This is a genomic window from Roseobacter sp. MH60115, assembly GCF_015644665.1.
Lineage (GTDB): Bacteria > Pseudomonadota > Alphaproteobacteria > Rhodobacterales > Rhodobacteraceae > Roseobacter.
On record NZ_JADOBQ010000005.1, the window covers coordinates 63,678 to 80,593 of the forward strand.

At 61.1% G+C, this 16,916-nt stretch carries 18 protein-coding genes; 11 read left to right on the top strand and 7 right to left on the bottom strand.

Annotated features, from left to right (window positions below):
* Positions 1–131 precede the first annotated feature (131 nt).
* The 3 genes from smpB (at position 132) to ISX84_RS16010 (ending at position 2,811) form a co-directional block, all read left to right on the top strand.
* Positions 132–620 (top strand): SsrA-binding protein SmpB, encoded by a 489-nt coding sequence (gene smpB / locus ISX84_RS16000; protein ID WP_195821403.1) that lies wholly within the window; start codon positions 132–134, stop codon positions 618–620.
* Between the two features lie 152 nt (positions 621–772).
* Positions 773–1,627: a 3-mercaptopyruvate sulfurtransferase gene (sseA, locus tag ISX84_RS16005; RefSeq protein WP_195821404.1), complete on the top strand. Its 855-nt coding sequence runs from the start codon at positions 773–775 to the stop codon at positions 1,625–1,627.
* Complete coding sequence (locus ISX84_RS16010; RefSeq protein ID WP_195821405.1) at positions 1,627–2,811, top strand: amino acid aminotransferase; 1,185 nt, start codon at positions 1,627–1,629, stop codon at positions 2,809–2,811. The genes sseA and ISX84_RS16010 overlap by 1 nt, the downstream gene beginning before the upstream one ends.
* 126 nt (positions 2,812–2,937) lie before the next feature.
* On the opposite strand, the gene ISX84_RS16015 is transcribed toward ISX84_RS16010, so the two are convergent.
* On the bottom strand, positions 2,938–4,272 hold the full coding sequence (locus ISX84_RS16015; RefSeq protein ID WP_195821406.1) for an ammonium transporter: 1,335 nt from the start codon (positions 4,270–4,272) through the stop codon (positions 2,938–2,940).
* Between the two features lie 29 nt (positions 4,273–4,301).
* Entirely contained in the window at positions 4,302–4,640 is a 339-nt protein-coding gene (locus tag ISX84_RS16020) for a P-II family nitrogen regulator (RefSeq protein ID WP_195821407.1), read from the bottom strand.
* Between the two features lie 256 nt (positions 4,641–4,896).
* Here ISX84_RS16020 and ISX84_RS16025 point away from each other — a divergent pair, with 256 nt between their 5' ends.
* A complete protein-coding gene (locus ISX84_RS16025; RefSeq protein WP_195821408.1) occupies positions 4,897–7,107 on the top strand; it encodes a transglycosylase domain-containing protein in 2,211 nt (736 codons plus the stop codon).
* 18 nt (positions 7,108–7,125) lie between these two features.
* On the opposite strand, the gene ISX84_RS16030 is transcribed toward ISX84_RS16025, so the two are convergent.
* Together ISX84_RS16030 and ISX84_RS16035 are read right to left on the bottom strand one after the other, a co-directional pair.
* The gene (locus ISX84_RS16030; RefSeq protein ID WP_195821409.1) at positions 7,126–7,725 is read right to left on the bottom strand and encodes an MlaC/ttg2D family ABC transporter substrate-binding protein; all 600 of its coding nucleotides are present in this window, start codon (positions 7,723–7,725) and stop codon (positions 7,126–7,128) included.
* Positions 7,715–8,485 (bottom strand): MlaA family lipoprotein, encoded by a 771-nt coding sequence (locus ISX84_RS16035; protein WP_195821795.1) that lies wholly within the window; start codon positions 8,483–8,485, stop codon positions 7,715–7,717. The genes ISX84_RS16030 and ISX84_RS16035 overlap by 11 nt, the downstream gene beginning before the upstream one ends.
* Positions 8,486–8,918: 433 nt before the next feature.
* Between ISX84_RS16035 and ISX84_RS16040 the strand changes: the two genes are divergently transcribed.
* From ISX84_RS16040 to ISX84_RS16060, 5 genes are read left to right on the top strand one after another with little or no spacing between them, the layout of a single operon-like run.
* Positions 8,919–9,377 carry a RidA family protein gene (locus ISX84_RS16040; RefSeq protein ID WP_195821410.1) on the top strand — a complete coding sequence of 153 codons (459 nt, stop codon included), beginning with the start codon at positions 8,919–8,921 and terminating at the stop codon, positions 9,375–9,377.
* Positions 9,374–10,141: a glycerophosphodiester phosphodiesterase family protein gene (locus ISX84_RS16045; RefSeq protein WP_195821411.1), complete on the top strand. Its 768-nt coding sequence runs from the start codon at positions 9,374–9,376 to the stop codon at positions 10,139–10,141. Before ISX84_RS16040 ends, ISX84_RS16045 begins: the two co-directional genes overlap by 4 nt.
* Before the next feature lie 45 nt (positions 10,142–10,186).
* Positions 10,187–11,374, top strand: coding sequence for a GNAT family N-acetyltransferase (locus tag ISX84_RS16050; RefSeq protein WP_195821412.1), 1,188 nt, complete (start codon positions 10,187–10,189; stop codon positions 11,372–11,374).
* Positions 11,371–11,667: a 4a-hydroxytetrahydrobiopterin dehydratase gene (locus tag ISX84_RS16055; protein WP_195821413.1), complete on the top strand. Its 297-nt coding sequence runs from the start codon at positions 11,371–11,373 to the stop codon at positions 11,665–11,667. Before ISX84_RS16050 ends, ISX84_RS16055 begins: the two co-directional genes overlap by 4 nt.
* 3 nt (positions 11,668–11,670) lie before the next feature.
* A complete protein-coding gene (locus tag ISX84_RS16060) occupies positions 11,671–12,597 on the top strand; it encodes a mechanosensitive ion channel family protein (RefSeq protein ID WP_195821414.1) in 927 nt (308 codons plus the stop codon).
* Positions 12,598–12,762: 165 nt separating this feature from the next.
* On the opposite strand, the gene ISX84_RS16065 is transcribed toward ISX84_RS16060, so the two are convergent.
* Positions 12,763–13,251: a peroxiredoxin gene (locus ISX84_RS16065; RefSeq protein WP_195821415.1), complete on the bottom strand. Its 489-nt coding sequence runs from the start codon at positions 13,249–13,251 to the stop codon at positions 12,763–12,765.
* Between the two features lie 98 nt (positions 13,252–13,349).
* Here ISX84_RS16065 and ISX84_RS16070 point away from each other — a divergent pair, with 98 nt between their 5' ends.
* Together ISX84_RS16070 and rsmD are read left to right on the top strand one after the other, a co-directional pair.
* Positions 13,350–14,558 carry an NAD(P)/FAD-dependent oxidoreductase gene (locus tag ISX84_RS16070; protein WP_195821416.1) on the top strand — a complete coding sequence of 403 codons (1,209 nt, stop codon included), beginning with the start codon at positions 13,350–13,352 and terminating at the stop codon, positions 14,556–14,558.
* Positions 14,555–15,112 carry a 16S rRNA (guanine(966)-N(2))-methyltransferase RsmD gene (rsmD, locus tag ISX84_RS16075; protein ID WP_195821417.1) on the top strand — a complete coding sequence of 186 codons (558 nt, stop codon included), beginning with the start codon at positions 14,555–14,557 and terminating at the stop codon, positions 15,110–15,112. The genes ISX84_RS16070 and rsmD overlap by 4 nt, the downstream gene beginning before the upstream one ends.
* Positions 15,113–15,303: 191 nt before the next feature.
* Here the strand turns inward: rsmD and map are convergent, their stop codons facing one another.
* Together map and sfsA are read right to left on the bottom strand one after the other, a co-directional pair.
* Positions 15,304–16,122 (bottom strand): type I methionyl aminopeptidase, encoded by an 819-nt coding sequence (gene map / locus ISX84_RS16080; protein WP_195821418.1) that lies wholly within the window; start codon positions 16,120–16,122, stop codon positions 15,304–15,306.
* 67 nt (positions 16,123–16,189) lie between these two features.
* Positions 16,190–16,897, bottom strand: a complete 708-nt coding sequence (gene sfsA, locus ISX84_RS16085) for a DNA/RNA nuclease SfsA (RefSeq protein WP_195821419.1) — start codon at positions 16,895–16,897, stop codon at positions 16,190–16,192.
* Between the last annotated feature and the right edge of the window lie 19 nt (positions 16,898–16,916).

Genomic DNA, 16,916 nt, shown 5'->3' on the forward strand with positions numbered 1-16,916 from the left:
TCCAGGGCCTGCATTATCCGCCTTGCATACACTATTTTTCTGCAGACGCCTACGTATACGGGCTGTGGCCTGCGCGAGCGCCTGTGTGCGTCTGCTTGCGTGTGGGAGGCGCAGGTACTACATCAGCGATCATGGCTCAGGTGAAATCCGCATCTAAATCCGATCCGAACTACAAGGTTGTCGCCGAAAACCGGCGGGCACGGTTCGACTATGCGATCGAGGAAGATCTGGAATGCGGGATCATTCTGGAAGGCTCCGAGGTGAAATCCCTGCGCGCGGGCGGCGCGAATATTGCCGAAAGCTACGCCGCCGTGGAAGACGGGGAGTTGTGGTTGGTCAACAGCTACATCGCACCCTACAAGCAGGCCAAGAGCTTTCAGCACGCGGAGCGGCGTCGGCGCAAGCTACTGATCTCGCGCAAGCAACTGGCTGACTTTTGGAATGCCACCCAACGCAAGGGCATGACCCTTGTGCCCTTGGTGCTCTACTTCAACCACCGTGGCATGGCGAAGATCAAGATCGGCGTCGCCAAGGGCAAAAAGCTGCACGACAAGCGTGAAACCGCGGCCAAGCGGGACTGGTCACGTCAAAAGTCGCGTCTGATGAAAGACCACGGATAGGCAAAGGTGGCCTGAAGCCCACCTTACCTGCAGGCGGTGAGCGCAGTGGTAGACAGATAGGGTGGGCTTCAGGCCACCCGCGCGCAAGCAGGCTTGCCACTGTGGCTGGCGGAGGGTACCCAGAAGCCGATCTGCACAGCTAGGAGAATCTCATGTCCGATGATCCGAAAACACTGGTTTCCACCGCGTGGCTGGCCCAGCACCTGAAGGATCCGGATCTGCGGATACTCGACGCATCCTGGCACCTGCCTGACGCTGGCCGCGATCCGAAAGCGGAATACGATGCGGCGCATATTCCAGGGGCGCGGTTTTTTGATATCGACGAGATTTCCGACCATCGCTCCGATTTGCCGCATATGGCACCTCCGGTTGAGAAATTCATGTCCCGGCTGCGGGCGATGGGCGTCGGCGACGGCCATCAGGTGGTGATCTATGATGGCGCCGGTCTGCTCTCGGCTGCGCGGGTCTGGTGGCTTTTCCGGCTGATGGGGCAGGAGAATGTTGCCGTTCTGGACGGTGGCTTTCCCAAATGGCAGGCCGAAGGTCATCCCGTCGAAGACATGCCCCCGGTCATTCGGGACAGGCACATGACTGTCCGTTTCCAGAACCACCTTGTCCGGGACGTGACGCAGGTGTCTGCCGCGTCGAAGCTGGAGGACCATGTGATTGTCGATGCGCGGGCGGCCGCGCGGTTTCGGGGGGAAGCGCCCGAGCCCCGAGAAGGCTTGCGGTCCGGTCACATTCCCGGCGCGCGCAACGTACCCTCTGCTGACCTGTTGAACGCCGACAGCACCCTGAAAGATCCCGAAGCCTGCCGCGCGGTTTTCGAAGCCGCGGGCGTGGACCTCGACAAGCCGATCATAACCTCCTGCGGGTCGGGCGTGACGGCGGCGATCCTCGCCCTGGCGCTGGAGCGCATGGGGCATCTTCAGTGGTCCGTCTATGACGGCTCCTGGGCCGAATGGGGGATGTTTCCCACCGTACCTGTCGCAACCGGAGACGCATGATGTTTGAAAGCCTGAAAACCCGCCCTGCCGATGGCATTCTTGCCCTGATGCAGATGTACAAGGACGATCCACGCCCGACCAAGATCGATCTGGGGGTGGGTGTCTACAAGGATGCAACGGGCCTGACGCCAATCATGCGGGCCGTGAAGGCGGCCGAACACCAGCTTTGGGAAGCGCAGGACACAAAGGTCTACACCGGGCTTGCCGGTGACCCGGCTTTCTCCGATGCGATGATCGATCTGGTGCTGCGCGACGCGGTGCCCCGTGACAGTGTCGCGGCGGTGGCCACGCCTGGCGGGACGGGCGCCGTGCGTCAGGCCTTTGAGCTCATCCAGATGGCGCGGTCTGATGCGCGGGTCTTCGTCTCGGATCCGACATGGCCGAACCATCTGTCCATTCTGGGCTACCTGGGCATCGAAGTGGTGAACTATCGCTATTTCGATGAGGACACGCGCGGCGTTGATTTCGACGGGATGATCGAGGATATCAAAACGGCCAGGGCGGGGGACGTGGTCCTGCTGCACGGCTGCTGTCACAACCCGACGGGCGCCAACCTGAACATGACCCAATGGCGTGCGGTCGTGGACGTGCTGCTGGAAACCGGCGCGGTGCCGATGATCGATATTGCCTATCAGGGCTTTGGCGATGGTTTGGAGGAGGACGCCGCAGCCACCCGCCTTGTGGTGTCGTCGGTTCCAGAATGTCTGATCGCGGCCAGCTGTTCCAAGAATTTCGGGATTTACCGGGAGCGCACCGGCCTGTTGATGGCCGTGAGCCAGAACGCCGAAGCCCGCAAGCTTCATCAGGACACGTTGGCCTTTCTCAACCGGCAGAACTTTTCCTTCCCGCCGGATCATGGCGCCCGTCTGGTCACGATGATCCTGAATGACGACGCGCTGAAGGCGGATTGGATGGCGGAGCTGGAGGAGGTGCGGTCCAGCATGCTGGGCTTGCGCAGTCAACTGGCGGGCGAATTGCAACGGCTGTCCGGCTCTGACCGGTTCGGGTTTCTGTCGCAGCACCGGGGCATGTTCTCGCGCCTTGGCACCACGCCGGACAAGGTGGTCGAAATGCGGGAGAAGCACGGGATTTACATGGTCTCGGACAGCCGGATGAACATCGCCGGGCTGAATGAACACACAATTCCGATTCTTGCCAAAGCGATCATCGATGCGGGTGTCTGACCTGCCTTGAGGCGATGTGACGGGACCCGGAGCCACCGGAAACCCCGGCCTTCCTCCCATCGCTGCGAACAAAAAGAAACCCGGGCGCAAACGCCCGGGTTTTTTGTGTTTATAGAGGTGTTGAGCTCAGCCTTTGGAGAAATCCGGATAGGCTTCCATGCCCAGCTCTGACGTGTCGAGACCGTTGATCTCTGCCTCTTCGGAGACCCGAATACCCATGGTCGCTTTGAGGATGAACCACATCACACCCGAAGCGACGAGGGTGAAGATACCCACCACGAAGATCGAATAGATCTGAACACCGAAGGAGGCATCGGGGTTGGTCAGGACCACCGCGATCGTGCCCCAGATGCCGGCGAAAAGGTGCACCGGAATGGCGCCAACCACGTCGTCGATCTTGAGCTTGTCGAGGAACGGTACCGCGAAGACCACGATGACACCGCCAACAGCGCCGATCAGCGTGGCAGATCCCAATGTTGGTGTCAGCGGCTCTGCTGTGATGGAGACCAGACCAGCCAGCGCGCCGTTGAGGATCATGGTGAGGTCGGGCTTCTTGTAGAGAAGCTGCGTCAGGATCAGCGCGGCAACCGCACCACCGGCAGCAGCGGCATTGGTATTAGCAAAGATGCGCGACACGTCTGCGACATCACCCACTGTGCCCATGGCCAGCTGCGAGCCGCCGTTGAAGCCGAACCAGCCCATCCACAGGATGAATGTCCCAAGCGTCGCAAGCGCGAGGTTGGAGCCCGGCATTGGGTTCACACGGCCGTCCTTGTACTTGCCGATACGCGGTCCGAGGATCAGTGCGCCTGCCAGAGCCGCCCAACCCCCGACGGAGTGTACGACCGTGGAGCCCGCGAAGTCGAGGAAACCCATCGCGTCGAGGAAACCGCCGCCCCACTTCCAGGAGGCCTGCAGCGGGTAGATCACGGCGGTGAGCACGATCACGAAGATCAGGAAAGGCCAGAGCTTGATGCGTTCGGCCAGCGCACCGGACACGATGGAGGCCGTAGCAGCACAGAACATCAACTGGAAGAAGAAGTCAGAGCCGGTAGAGGCATAGCCATAGTCATCGGCAGCATCAGAGGTCACGCCAACCGCTTCCAGGACGCCAGGGCCCCAGACACCGGAGAGGACGCCATCGACCATCCAGGTGCCCAGCGGGTACATCAGATTGTAGCCGATCAGATAGTAGAAGATCGCCGCCAGCGAGAAGAGCGCCATGTTCTTGGTCAGCTGCATCGTGACGTTCTTGGAGCGGACAAGACCGGCCTCCAGCATGGCAAACCCGGCCGCCATCCAGAAGACCAGAAAACCACCGATAAGAAACAGCAGCGAATTGAAGATAAAGACGGAGTCCGTGGAGGCATTGACGCCCGGCACGGGACCATCCTGCGCCATCCCCAGGCTGGGCAGCGCGATCAACGCTGCAGCGGGGGCAAGAGAGTTGAGAAGTTTCATGGTAACGTATCCCTGGTTGATGCGCAGCTTTACAGCGCGTCTTCGTTGGTTTCGCCGGTGCGCACCCGCACGGCCTGATCGACACTGAGGACGAAGATCTTGCCATCGCCGATCTTGCCAGTCTGGGCGGTCTTGGTGATGGTATCGACGACCTGATCGACGACACTTTCGGCGACCACGATCTCGATCTTGACCTTCGGTACGAAGTTCACGGCGTACTCAGCCCCGCGGTAGATTTCTGTATGGCCGGACTGGGAGCCGAAGCCCTTAATTTCCGTGACCATCATGCCGCGCACACCTGCTTCGGTCAGTGCTTCGCGCACTTCCTCCAGCTTGAACGGCTTGATTGTTGCAATGATGAGTTTCACCTCGTGTCCCCTTCGCTTGGCAGACGTATCTGCAATGTTTGCGCCTGAAGAAAACGCCAGGCGGCGGCGGACATGGAAGTTTCCGGGGGTGCGCGCGACGGAAAACCCGAGACATATGCCCAAAAAATAACCACGATGAAAAAAATGCCTAATTATTAGGCAAATATTTAATCACGTTTCTGCGCATGAGCGCCTCAACAATTCCGCGCGAAACCGCTAGACTGCACAAAACAACAGTGAGCCGGGCAGGTTCTTCATGAGTGATTCACGTAAAGGCAGACGACCGCTGGTCGCTGACAAGCGCTACGCTGCGCAACCGACAAAGGCGCGCAAGACCAAGGCGAAGTCCAAACCCAAGCCCAAGCCGCGCAAGACCGCGCGGCGCAAGGCCCCTGCGCGGCGGCGGGGCGGGATCATCGGCCTCATTCAGCGGCTCTTTGCCTGGATCCTGAGGCTGATCTGGCGGGTGGTATGGCGCATCGGTGCGGTGGCCTGTCTGCTGCTTGGGCTGATCGTCGGGTACTATTACACGACCCTGCCCGATGTGACGGAGTTGTTGGACGGGCGCGCCCGCGGGTCGGTGACAATGCTGGACGCATCTGGTCAGGTCTTTGCCTGGCGCGGGGACCAGTTTGGCGGTGCGATTACGGCGGATACGGTCTCCCCGCATCTGCGCAACGCGATCATTGCAACGGAAGACAAGCGCTTTTACCGGCATTTCGGTGTCAGCCCGCGTGGCATCGCCAGTGCGGTGCGTATCAACCTGAGCGAGGGGCGTGGGCCGCTGTCGGGCCATGGCGGGTCGACGATCACACAACAGGTGGCCAAGCTTTTGTGCCTTGGCGTGCCCTATGATCCGACCGTGCAGACCGAGGCCGAGTATGAGACCGAATGTCGGCGCGGCACGATCAAACGCAAGGCGTCGGAGGCCGTCTACGCGCTGGCGATGGAGGCCAAGTATTCCAAGGATGAAATCCTGACGATCTACATGAACCGGGCGTTTCTGGGGGCCGGGGCCCGTGGCTTCGAGGCCGCGAGCCAGCGGTACTTTGGCAAATCAGCCGCCAATGTGACCCCGGCGGAATCGGCGATGCTGGCCGGTCTGCTTGTCGCGCCGACGCGGTTTGCGCCGACCAATGACCTTACGCGGTCGCAGAACCGGGCAGCAACCATTGTGCGTCTGATGAATGAGCAGGGGTTCCTGAGCGATGCGGAGGCGCGCTCCGCGCAAAACAACCCAGCGGAATTGTCCGAGGCGGCAGAGGCACGGGCGGGTGGTTATTTTGCCGATTGGGTCATGTCCTCCGGGCCGGAGTTCTTCACCCGCAAAACCACCGAGGACGTGATCATCAAGACGACGCTCGATCAACGCATCCAGCGCGCCGCCGACGAGGCCATGCAATGGGTGTTCGAGAACAAGATCCGCGACGGCAGCAAGGCGCAGGCGGCGATTGTTGTCATGTCCGCCGACGGGGCCGTTCGCGCCATGGTCGGGGGGCGCAAGACCAAGGTGGCAGGGGCGTTCAACCGGGCGGTGCAGGCCAAGCGGCAGACCGGATCGGCGTTCAAACCCTTTGTCTATGCTGCGGCCCTTGATCTGGGATATTCCCCCAATGACACGGTGACCGACGAGCCGCTGACGATCAACATCCCCGGGTCCGGCCCGTGGTCGCCGCGCAACTATACCAACCAGTTTTACGGTAAGGTTTCCCTGACCCGTGCACTTGCGGACAGTCTGAACATCCCGGCGGTGAAAGTATCTGAATTCGTCGGCCGCGATCTGGTGCGGCAGGTGGCCAGTGACTTCGGCCTGGAGAGTGATCTTGCCGCGGGTCCCGCGCTGGCCCTGGGCGCCTCCGAGAGCACGCTGATCGAGATGACGGGCGCCTATGCGGGCATTCTCAATGGGGGGTCTTCGGTTGAGCCATATGGGTTGGTCGAACTGCGCCTGATGGGCGAGGACGAGCCTTTGATGGGCACCGGCGGCGGGATCGGCGAGCGCGTGGTACAGGAACCTGCCGCGCGGCAGCTGATCTACATGATGGAAAAGGTTGTCTCCGAAGGGACCGGCGCGCGCGCGCAATTCGGCGGGCGCCAGCTGGCGGGCAAGACCGGCACGACGCAGGCCGCGCGGGATGCATGGTTCGTTGGCTTTTCCGCCGATTATGTCGCGGGCGTGTGGATGGGCTATGACGATAACACGCCCCTGACCGGTGTCACTGGCGCGGGTCTGCCTGCGGACATCTGGCGCGAAACCATGTCGCGGGTGCATGAAGGTGTGCCGCTGAAACCCCTGCCGATGATGTCGCCCTCGCAAGCGGGCGAGGTGCGTGACCGGTCAGGCGGACAACAGGGCGGCGGTGGCGGCGCCGTCGGTATTCTGGAAGGTCTGTTACGCGATATTCTGGGCGGCGGTGGCAGCACAGATCGCGAACGGCAGCCAAATGTGAGTGGCAGCGACCGGTAGACCGGCGCTGCCGCCGGTTCAGCCTGCGCTTTTGAGATCGGCAATCATCGCGTTGAGGTCACCGCCACGTCTGTCGAGCATGGCCCCGATCTCACTGCGCTCGGTCAGCAGCAGGTTCACGCCTTCAATGTAGATGTTGAAGAACTTGCGGCTGCCGGACCGATCCGACACGTGAAAAGTGACCTCGAACGGGCCGTCCCCGCGCAGATAGGCCAGCGTGTTGATTTCATACCCGGCTTTGATCGCACGTGCGGATTGAACCTCGACACGTCCGCCGATGAAATCACGGAACTGCTTGCCGTACTTGCGCGCAATATAAGAGGTGAAGGCGTCATTGAACGCTCGCTTTTGCGAGGAAGACGCGGAGCGGCCATCCGCACCCAAGGCATATTGCGCCATGATGTTCACGTCCGCGTAGCGCACGAAAAGCCGCTCGAACTCACGCAGGATCGCAGCATCGGACTGGCCCGAGGAAATGACACGATCAATGTCTGCGACCACTTGGTCGACCAGTTGGCGCGCACCGGATTCGGTCAGTGCTGCGGCGGGTGTTGCTGCCAGAAGGGCAGCGGCGGCGGAACTCAGGAAAACATCTCGGCGGGTGAGATTACTGGGCATAGGGATCCTCATAAGGGTCTGTCGCAAATGGGTCGGTGTCCCGAGCCCGATCTTGACCAAGCTCGAAACGGCGGTTCTGGAGGTGGATGGAACGCGACTGTGCGTAGCTGTCGGCGCTCTCATAAAGTACGGAATCGATGGTATCGCTGAACTTTTCACGATCGTTCAGCACGGAGGCTGTCGCCGTTGCAGGCGGGACGCTCTGCAGGTCGTCGTCAAACTTGTTGTTGGTGTTGTTTGTGAGCGGATTGGTGAAGAAATCCACGACGAGCCCGACGGTGTCCCGTTGCGTCGAAGGACCGAAGACCGGCAGCTCGATATAGGCACCTTCCCCTGCGCCCCAAACCGCAAGCGTCTCGCCAAAGTCGGTATCATGCTCGGGAATGTTCAACTCGGAGGCCGCGTCAAAAAGGCCACCAAGCCCGATGGTCGTGTTCATGGCAAAGCGTAATGTCGCAAGCCCGGTGCCGCGCAGGTCCCCCTGCAGCAGACTGTTCACCGCCACGCGGGGCATCGACAGGTTTTCGGAGAAATTGTTCACCGTGTTGCGGATCTCCACCGGCACGACGCCATAGGCCTGTGACACCGGGCGCACGAGGTTCCTGTCCAGTCCCTTGTTGAAGGCGTGAACCTTGCGGTTCTGTGTCTCGTAAGGATCGTTGATGCCGTCCGAACGGGTCGCGACATCCTGCGTGGTCGCACATGCGCTCAGCGCCAATACGGTTGAGAGCGCCATGGCAGGTCGCGCGAAAGCCTTCATTTTGGGAGTACGAGACACTGGGTAAATCCTGTGAAATTGACTGAACGGTAGGTAGAGCTTTTTACAGTGATGCCTAGAGGGCAGGGAAGTGGAAATCATACGTGTGGCACATGCGCGACAGCGCAACAATAAAGCTATTGGGCGTATACAGTCTAGAACTGCGGCGACAAGAACCGATTTGTAAGCGGAAATGCGAGCAATGCAACCGTTACGGGTCTGAGGGCAGGGAAAACAACCGTTTTCCAAGGCATTTACACGATTTCGTTTCCGGGATCGTTCGCTGGCCCTGGAGGGGTGAGCAGGCGGTGCATGCCGGTGCCACAACCCGTTTCAGGTCTGCGACCTTGGTGCTTGTGGATCGGCACAGACTGGGCATAATCCACGTTGAGTGTCTGGCTCGCCGACACGCCATTCCATCCTGAAGGACCCTGATATGAGTATTGCCTCCCGCCTTGCCGACCTGGGCGTTAGCCTGCCCGATGCGCCCGCACCCGCCGCCAACTACGTGCCTTTTGTGCAGGTCGGCAGCACGCTCTATGTTTCCGGTCAGATTTCCAACGGTCCGGATGGTCTTGTGACCGGCAAGCTGGGCGCGGATATGGAGGTGGATGCGGGGGCTGCCGCGGCAAAGCTCTGCGCAATCAGCCTGCTGGCGCAGGTCAAAGCGGCCTGTGGCGGTGATATCGAGCGTCTGGAGCGGGTGGTGAAGCTCACCGGATTTGTCAATTCCACTGCAGATTTCACCGATCAGCCCAAGGTCATCAACGGCGCGTCGGATTTCCTCGTTGAAGCTCTGGGCGATGCCGGTCGGCATGCGCGGTCTGCCGTGTCTGCCGCGTCACTGCCGCTGGGCGTGGCGGTCGAAATCGAAGGCATTTTCGAGATCAAATGAGGGTTCCCCTGCCAGAGGCATTCCTGATGGTCCCGCTGGCGCACCGTGCCTTGCATGATGTGGCCGATGGCCGTCCGGAAAACAGCCGCACGGCGATCCGTGCCGCAATTGACGCAGGCTATGGGATCGAGATCGACGTGCAGCAGAGCGCGGATGCGCGGGCAATGGTGTTTCACGATGATGCGCTGGACCGGCTGGCCGAGAGCAGCGGGCCGGTACGGGCGCAAACGGCGGAACAACTCGCTCAGGTGCCGCTGCGCGGGGGCGACGAAGGCATTCCCGATCTGCCTGAAATCCTTGATCTGGTTGCGGGTCGCGTGCCGCTGCTTATCGAAATCAAGGATCAGGATGGCGCGATGGGGCCAAACATCGGACCGCTCGAAGAGGCGGTGGCCGCCGCCCTCAAAGGCTATGACGGTCCGGTGGCGGTGATGTCCTTCAATCCGCATTCGGTGATGCGGATGGCAGCGCTTTGCCCCGACGTGCCGCGCGGGTTGGTGACGGATGCATATGATGCGGCGCATTGGAAACTGCCTGCCGAGACCTGTGACAGCTTGCGCGGCATCCCTGATTACGATGCGGCAGAATGCAGTTTCATCAGCCACAATATGCACGATCTGGCCCGGGCACGGGTCGCCGCGTTGAAAGCCCAAGGCGCCTCGATCCTCTGCTGGACCGTGAAATCGCCCGAAGACGAGGCGCAGGCGCGCGAAATCGCCCAGAATATCACCTTTGAACAGTATCGTGCGGCGCTTCCCGCTTGATCCCGCGCCCGGCGGGCACACCTAAGGCGTAGAAGGGCGATGCGGATGCAGCAACAGGAAGTCGAGATCAGGGTGGTAGCCTCACTGCGCGCGATTGACGCCGGTGACTGGGATGCCTGCGCCTGCCCGGAAGCGCTGGCGGGGGCGCCACCGCTCGATCCCTTCACAACGCACCGGTTCCTGAGCGCGTTGGAAAACAGCGGCTCGGTGGGCACCGGCACCGGCTGGCAGCCGCAGTATCTGACGGCCTATCTGGCGGGGCAATTGATCGGCGTCGCGCCCATGTATGTCAAATCGCACAGCCAGGGCGAATACATCTTTGATCACAACTGGGCGCATGCTTACGAACGCGCCGGTGGGCGCTACTACCCCAAGCTGCAGGTCGCCGTGCCGCACACACCGGCAACGGGTCGGCGGTTGCTGGTGCGGCCGGGGTTCGAGGAAACGGGCACCGCCGCGCTCATCCAGGGGGCGGTGCAGTTGGCCGACAGCAACAACCTTTCTTCGGTGCATCTGACCTTTTGCACCGAGGAGGAAGCGCGGCGCGGCGAAGAGATCGGCCTGCTGCTGCGCAAGACCCAGCAATTTCACTGGCGCAACGAAGGCTACGCGGATTTCGACGGGTTTCTGGCGAGCCTGAGTTCCCGCAAACGCAAGAACATCCGCAAGGAACGCGCCCGTGCGCAGGATTTCGGCGGCACGATCCAGACCTTTTCCGGCGATGACCTGCGGCCCGAACACTGGGATGCCTTCTGGCGGTTCTATCAGGATACCGGCGCGCGCAAATGGGGTACGCCCTACCTGACACGGGCGTTTTTCGATATCGCGCAGGAGACGCTGCGGGACGACATGGCGGTGGTGCTGGCAGAGCGGGACGGGCGCTGGATTGCGGGCGCATTGAACTTTATCGGCGCCCAGACGTTATATGGACGGTATTGGGGGTGCATAGAGCATCATCCTTGCCTGCATTTTGAGCTGTGCTACTACCGTGCGATTGATATCGCCATCGAACGGGGGCTGGCGCGGGTCGAAGCGGGCGCACAGGGCGAACACAAACTGGCGCGCGGCTATCTGCCGACGCCGACGTGGTCGTTGCATTGGGTGAATGATCCGGGTTTTGCTGATGCCATAAGCACCTATCTCAAGGCTGAACGGGACGCCGTGGACGAAGAGATCAACGTGCTGACGGAATACGGCCCCTTCAAACGGGCCGAGATCGAGGAACAGGAATGACAGAGAGATTGAGCGAAGAAACCCGCGGCCCCCTGCTGGCACCGCTCTTCGACACCGGTTGGGAGATGGTCGAGGACCGCGACGCGATCCGGAAGACATTCGTGTTCAAGAACTTTGTCGAGGCTTTCGGCTGGATGACCCGCGTGGCGATCTGGGCGGAGAAATGGGATCACCACCCGGAGTGGCACAACGTATATAAAACCGTCGATGTGGTGTTGAGCACCCACGATGTGGACGGGCTCAGTGCGCTCGACGCGAAACTGGCCCGCAAGATGGACAGTCTTTCGGAGTAAACAATGCAAGACCTACTGCAAACTGAAATCTGGCAGGGCAAGACCCTCGCCGATCTGCTCACCGTTGAATTTCTGATGAGCGCGGTGGGGTCCGTTCTTGCCGCCATCGGCATTCTGATCATCGGCTGGATTGTCTCGGCCTGGCTGCAGCGCCGCGTGCGTAATATCGGTTTGCGGCACCGCCACTTGGACGACATGCTCTTTGACTTCCTGGCCTCCATCGTACGCTACGTGGTGCTGGGTTTTGCAGTTCTCTTCGTGCTCAACACCTTCGGGGTGCAGACGACCTCCGTTGTGGCGGTCATTGGTGCGGCGGGCCTGGCCATTGGTCTGGCTTTGCAGGGCACGTTGTCGAATGTTGCCGCCGGTGTGATGCTGATCCTGTTCCGGCCCATAAAACTGGGTGATTTTGTCGAAGTGGGCGGCGAGATGGGGACCGTCAAAGCCATCACACTCAACTTCACGGAACTGGCGGATCTGAGTAATGTGCAGGTGATCATCCCGAACTCAGAGGTTTGGGGCAATGTCATCACCAATTATTCGACGAATGACATGCGCCGTGCCGAATGGAGTTTTGGCGTCGGCTACGGTGTCAATCTTGCTGATGCAGAGCGGATCATTCGCGACACGATCATGGCGGATGAGCGGTCAAAGAGCGATCCGGAGCCTTTCATTCAGGTCAACAATCTGGGTGCCAGTTCCGTCGATTTCCTGGTGCGCGTCTGGGTCGAAGCCTCCGAATACTTCGCCTACCAGGCGGATATGAAACGGGCGGTCAAAGAGGCGCTGGATGCCGGAGATATCGACATCCCCTTCCCGACGCGCACCATTGTGCGGGCCGAAGCTGACAGCGGTGATACGGAAGAAAGCGCCCAGAATGGCGCGGCACGCACGGGCTTTGATGGGGACGCCGAGGAAGAGCGCGCCTGACCTGCGCTGCTAAGCGGCTTTGCGGTTGATTTGGCTCACGAGATGCTGCCTCTGCCTCTGGTCGAACGTGCCTTGTGACGAGGTTGTCTCAGACGAAGGGCAAAAGGCTTTTAGCCTCAGAAAGCTTCAAAAAAGGCCCAGAGGGATGCTCCGGGCCTTTTTGAGTTACATGTTTTCAAGCAGGGCTTCCCCAGCGGAAACCTCGCACATGCCGGGGCTTTCCTCAGGCTGGAAAAGCGTGACCTTGCCGTCATCCACCAGCATCGCGTAGCGCTTGGAACGGCCCATCAGGCCTGCAGGCGGGGCGTCGAAATCCATGCCGATCGCCTTGGTGAACGAACTGTCCGCATCCCCCAGCATGGTGATGCCAGCTGCCGCGGCACCCGTTGCCTCGCCCCAGGATTTCATCACGAAGGGGTCGTTCACGGAAACACAGATGATCTCATCCACGCCCTTGGCGTCGAACTGGTCCTTGGTCCGCACAAAGCTGGGCACATGGGCGGAGTGGCAGGTGGGCGTATAGGCACCGGGCACCGCGAAGATCACCACCTTGCGGCCCTTCACCTTGTCGGACAACGAAACGGGCGCTGGTCCTTCCGCGCCCAATTCCATCAGAGTTGCGTCGGGAAGCTGGTCGCCCTGTGAGATCGTCATGTGATACGCCTTTCTTGCAATTGCGTTTGTCGTTGCGCTGGATATAGGTTGCGGCCCGAGGCAGGGCCAGAGAAATCGGGCAAGAAGAGGGGCACGACATGAGCCACGTTATCGTGATCGGCGCAGGGCAGGCGGGTGCGTCCTGCGTGGCCAAACTGCGCAATGGCGGGTTTGACGGTCAGGTCACGCTGATCGGGGCTGAACCTGCACCGCCCTACCAACGCCCACCCCTGTCCAAGGCCTATCTGATGGGAGAGATGGCGCTGGAACGGCTCTACCTGCGGCCCGAGACCTTTTATGCGGAGCATGACATCACCCTGCGCACCAATGCGGAGGTGACGTCGATTGATCCGGCCGAAAAGCGCGTGGCGCTCGGGGTAGAGGCCCTCAGCTATGATGAGCTGGTTCTGACCACCGGTTCGGTTCCGCGCCGTCTGCCCGTGAGCATCGGCGGCGATCTTGGCGGTGTTTTCACGGTGCGCGACTTGTCGGACGTCGATGCAATGGCGCCCCGGTTTACAAAAGGCAAGCGCGTGCTGATTGTGGGCGGCGGTTACATCGGTCTGGAGGCCGCGTCCGTTGCGGCAAAGCTGGGTCTCGACGTCACCTTGGTCGAAATGGCCGATCGGATACTGCAGCGCGTGGCGGCGCCCCAGACCAGCGACTATTTTCGCGCGCTGCACCAGTCGCATGGGGTGCGCATTCTGGAAGGTGTCGGGCTTGATCGTTTGACCGGAGAAGGTGATGTCAGTGGCACCGTGCTGAGCGATGGTACTGAATTAGAGGTCGATTTCGTCATCGCAGGCGTGGGGATCGCCCCAGCGACTGCCCTGGCCGAGGCGGCGGGCCTAGACATCGACAACGGCATCAAAGTGGATACGCAGGGTCGCACCTCCGCACCGCACATCTGGGCGGCAGGTGATTGCACATCCTTCCCCTACCGTGAGGGCCGCATCCGGCTGGAAAGCGTGCCGCACGCGATTGATCAGGCGGAACTGGTGGCCGAGAACATCATGGGCGCGGGCAAAAACTATACCGCCAAACCTTGGTTTTGGTCTGACCAATACGATGTGAAGCTGCAGATTGCCGGGCTTAACACCGGCTACACCGACGTCGTCAGCCGGGTCGGCACGGGGCAGACTGCGTCGTTCTGGTATTACCGGGACGCGGAACTCCTCGCCGTCGATGCGATGAATGACCCGCGCGCCTATATGATCGGCAAACGGCTGATCGAGGCGGGTAAATCTGCCGATCCTTCCGTGGTGGCCGATGCCTCTGCGGACCTGAAAGCCCTTTTGCAGGCGTGAGGATCATCGCCGGACAGTTTCGCGGCACCACCCTTGCCAGCGTTGGCAAAGGGGACAAGGGCGCGCATCTGCGGCCCACGTCGGACCGCGTGCGCGAAAGCCTCTTCAGCATGCTGACACATCATGACGTGATCGCGGGCGCGCGTGTTCTCGACCTTTTCGCGGGCACCGGCGCGCTGGGCCTGGAGGCGCTGTCGCGGGGGGCGGCACACGTCAGCTTTGTGGATGACGGGCGGGTTGCGCAGGGGTTGATCCGTCAGAATATCGCCAAGCTGCGCGCCGAAGGTCAGACCGATCTGATCCGGCGGGATGCAACGCGCCTGCCGGTCCATGATTCAGAAGCCTATGATCTGATCTTTCTGGACCCGCCCTATGGAAAAGAACTGGGTGGCAAGGCGCTAGCGGCGGCAGACGTCGGCGGCTGGTTGTCGCAAGACGCGTTTATCGTCTGGGAAGAAGCGCAGCCGATGCCCGCGCCCGATGGCTTTGCGCCCATCGATCACCGCCGCTATGGCGATACCCATATCACGTTGTTGTCGAAAACTTCACCGTGATGTGCTAGGCAGCACCGCATGTTTGCAAGTGCTGTCTCTTTCTTTTGGCCCCCGGTCGTGCAAGCGTCGGTGACATCAAAGCCGCCCGTGCGCCGCCCACCGCCGGTGTTTATTGGCGATGCGGTCCAGCCGTGGGGCCGGGAGACGATGCTACTACACCTTTTGCGCCGTGATGAAGGCGCAGGCGTGGATCAGTCTTTGGAGTAGGTCGGGTGAAACAGCCCGCCGGGGGATAGGGTGAAAATCTCCGCGCCATCGGCTGTCACCCCAATCGAATGTTCGAACTGGGCCGACAGGGATTTGTCGCGGGTCACCGCCGTCCAGTCGTCCGACAGGGTCTTGGTTTCGGGTCGCCCGAGGTTCACCATGGGTTCGATGGTGAAGAACATCCCCTCTTCCAGCACGGCGCCGGTGCCGGGCCGCCCGTAGTGCAGCACGTTGGGTGGCGCGTGAAAGACGCGGCCCAGCCCGTGACCGCAGAAATCCCGCACAACGGACATGCGGTGGCTTTCCACATAGGCCTGAATGGCGTGCCCGATATCGCCAAAGGTTTTCCCCGGCTTCACGGTCTCGATCCCGCGCATCAGCGCGTCATGAGTGACCTGGATCAGCCGTTCAGCCTTGCGCGGCAGCTTGCCCGCCACATACATCCGGCTGGTGTCGCCGTACCAGCCATCGACAATCACGGTCACATCGATGTTCAGGATGTCGCCGTCCTTCAGGGTCTTGTCCCCCGGAATGCCGTGACAGACGACGTGGTTCACCGAAATGCAACTGGCGTGCTGATAGCCCTTGTAGCCAATGGTGGCAGAGGTCGCGCCCGCGTCCTCCACCATATCGGTGATGGCCTTGTCGATGGCACCGGTCGTCTGGCCGACAAAGACATGTGCGGCGACGTCATCCAGAATACGCGCAGCCAGCGCGCCGGCGGCATGCATGCCGGCGAAATCAGATGGATTGTAGATGCGTATGCCGTCTTTGGTGTGACGGCCCCGAAGGTCTTCGTTCACGAATGTGCTCCACCGTGGCTGTTCGAGGCGCTTTTAACGCGCAATAGACCCAAGAGCCAGAGGGCGCTCAGGTCGAAATCCGCAAAGCATCGGCAAGTTCGACACCCGCAGGGCTGATATTGGTACCATAGCACAAAGTTTCAACGCCTGCCTGACGGGCGTCCCGATAGGCGGCGGCATAGGCCGGATCGATGTCCGCCGCGAGCGTAAAATCATGGCAATCGGTGCGCTGCACCAGGTAGAGCATGATCGCGCGATGCCCTGCGGCTGCCATTTGCGCCAGTTCCTGCAGATGCTTGGCCCCGCGGGTGGTGACGCTGTCGGGAAATTCCGCCAGACCGGGCTGCCGCGAGAGGGTCACGCTTTTGACTTCCACATAGGCGTCGGGCAGTCCCGGCGCGCTCAACAGGAAATCGATGCGGCTGTTTTCGCCATACTTTACCTCCGGACGGACCGTTTCATAGGCGGAGAGGGGCGCAATCGCACGGGATTGCAGCGCTGATTTCAACGCTCGGTTGGGCAGGGAGGTATCCACACCGGTGAAATGACCGTCTTCATGATCGACCAGTCGCCAGCCGTATTTCAGCTTCTTCTTGGGGTCGTCATTGGGTTCCAGCCACACCCGGGTGCCGGGCTCTGCCAGCCCCATCATGGAGCCGGGATTGGCGCAATGGGCGGTGATTTCCGCGCCGGTCTCTTCGAGCACGCAATCGGCGAGAAAGCGTTTGTAGCGGCGGGTCAGCCGTGCAGGCACAAGATCGGTTTGAAAGCGCATGGGGGCAGGTCTATACCTC

Coding starts and splice junctions, on each gene's coding strand:
- ISX84_RS16070 (WP_195821416.1), top strand. CDS start 13,350: ATGAGCCACGTTATCGTGATCGGCGCAGGGCAGGCGGGTGCGTCCTGC.
- ISX84_RS16035 (WP_195821795.1), bottom strand. CDS start 8,485: ATGAAGGCTTTCGCGCGACCTGCCATGGCGCTCTCAACCGTATTGGCG.
- ISX84_RS16065 (WP_195821415.1), bottom strand. CDS start 13,251: ATGACGATCTCACAGGGCGACCAGCTTCCCGACGCAACTCTGATGGAA.
- ISX84_RS16055 (WP_195821413.1), top strand. CDS start 11,371: ATGACAGAGAGATTGAGCGAAGAAACCCGCGGCCCCCTGCTGGCACCG.
- ISX84_RS16015 (WP_195821406.1), bottom strand. CDS start 4,272: ATGAAACTTCTCAACTCTCTTGCCCCCGCTGCAGCGTTGATCGCGCTG.
- ISX84_RS16040 (WP_195821410.1), top strand. CDS start 8,919: ATGAGTATTGCCTCCCGCCTTGCCGACCTGGGCGTTAGCCTGCCCGAT.
- sfsA (WP_195821419.1), bottom strand. CDS start 16,897: ATGCGCTTTCAAACCGATCTTGTGCCTGCACGGCTGACCCGCCGCTAC.
- ISX84_RS16010 (WP_195821405.1), top strand. CDS start 1,627: ATGTTTGAAAGCCTGAAAACCCGCCCTGCCGATGGCATTCTTGCCCTG.
- smpB (WP_195821403.1), top strand. CDS start 132: ATGGCTCAGGTGAAATCCGCATCTAAATCCGATCCGAACTACAAGGTT.
- ISX84_RS16045 (WP_195821411.1), top strand. CDS start 9,374: ATGAGGGTTCCCCTGCCAGAGGCATTCCTGATGGTCCCGCTGGCGCAC.
- ISX84_RS16060 (WP_195821414.1), top strand. CDS start 11,671: ATGCAAGACCTACTGCAAACTGAAATCTGGCAGGGCAAGACCCTCGCC.
- sseA (WP_195821404.1), top strand. CDS start 773: ATGTCCGATGATCCGAAAACACTGGTTTCCACCGCGTGGCTGGCCCAG.
- ISX84_RS16025 (WP_195821408.1), top strand. CDS start 4,897: ATGAGTGATTCACGTAAAGGCAGACGACCGCTGGTCGCTGACAAGCGC.
- ISX84_RS16030 (WP_195821409.1), bottom strand. CDS start 7,725: ATGCCCAGTAATCTCACCCGCCGAGATGTTTTCCTGAGTTCCGCCGCC.
- ISX84_RS16050 (WP_195821412.1), top strand. CDS start 10,187: ATGCAGCAACAGGAAGTCGAGATCAGGGTGGTAGCCTCACTGCGCGCG.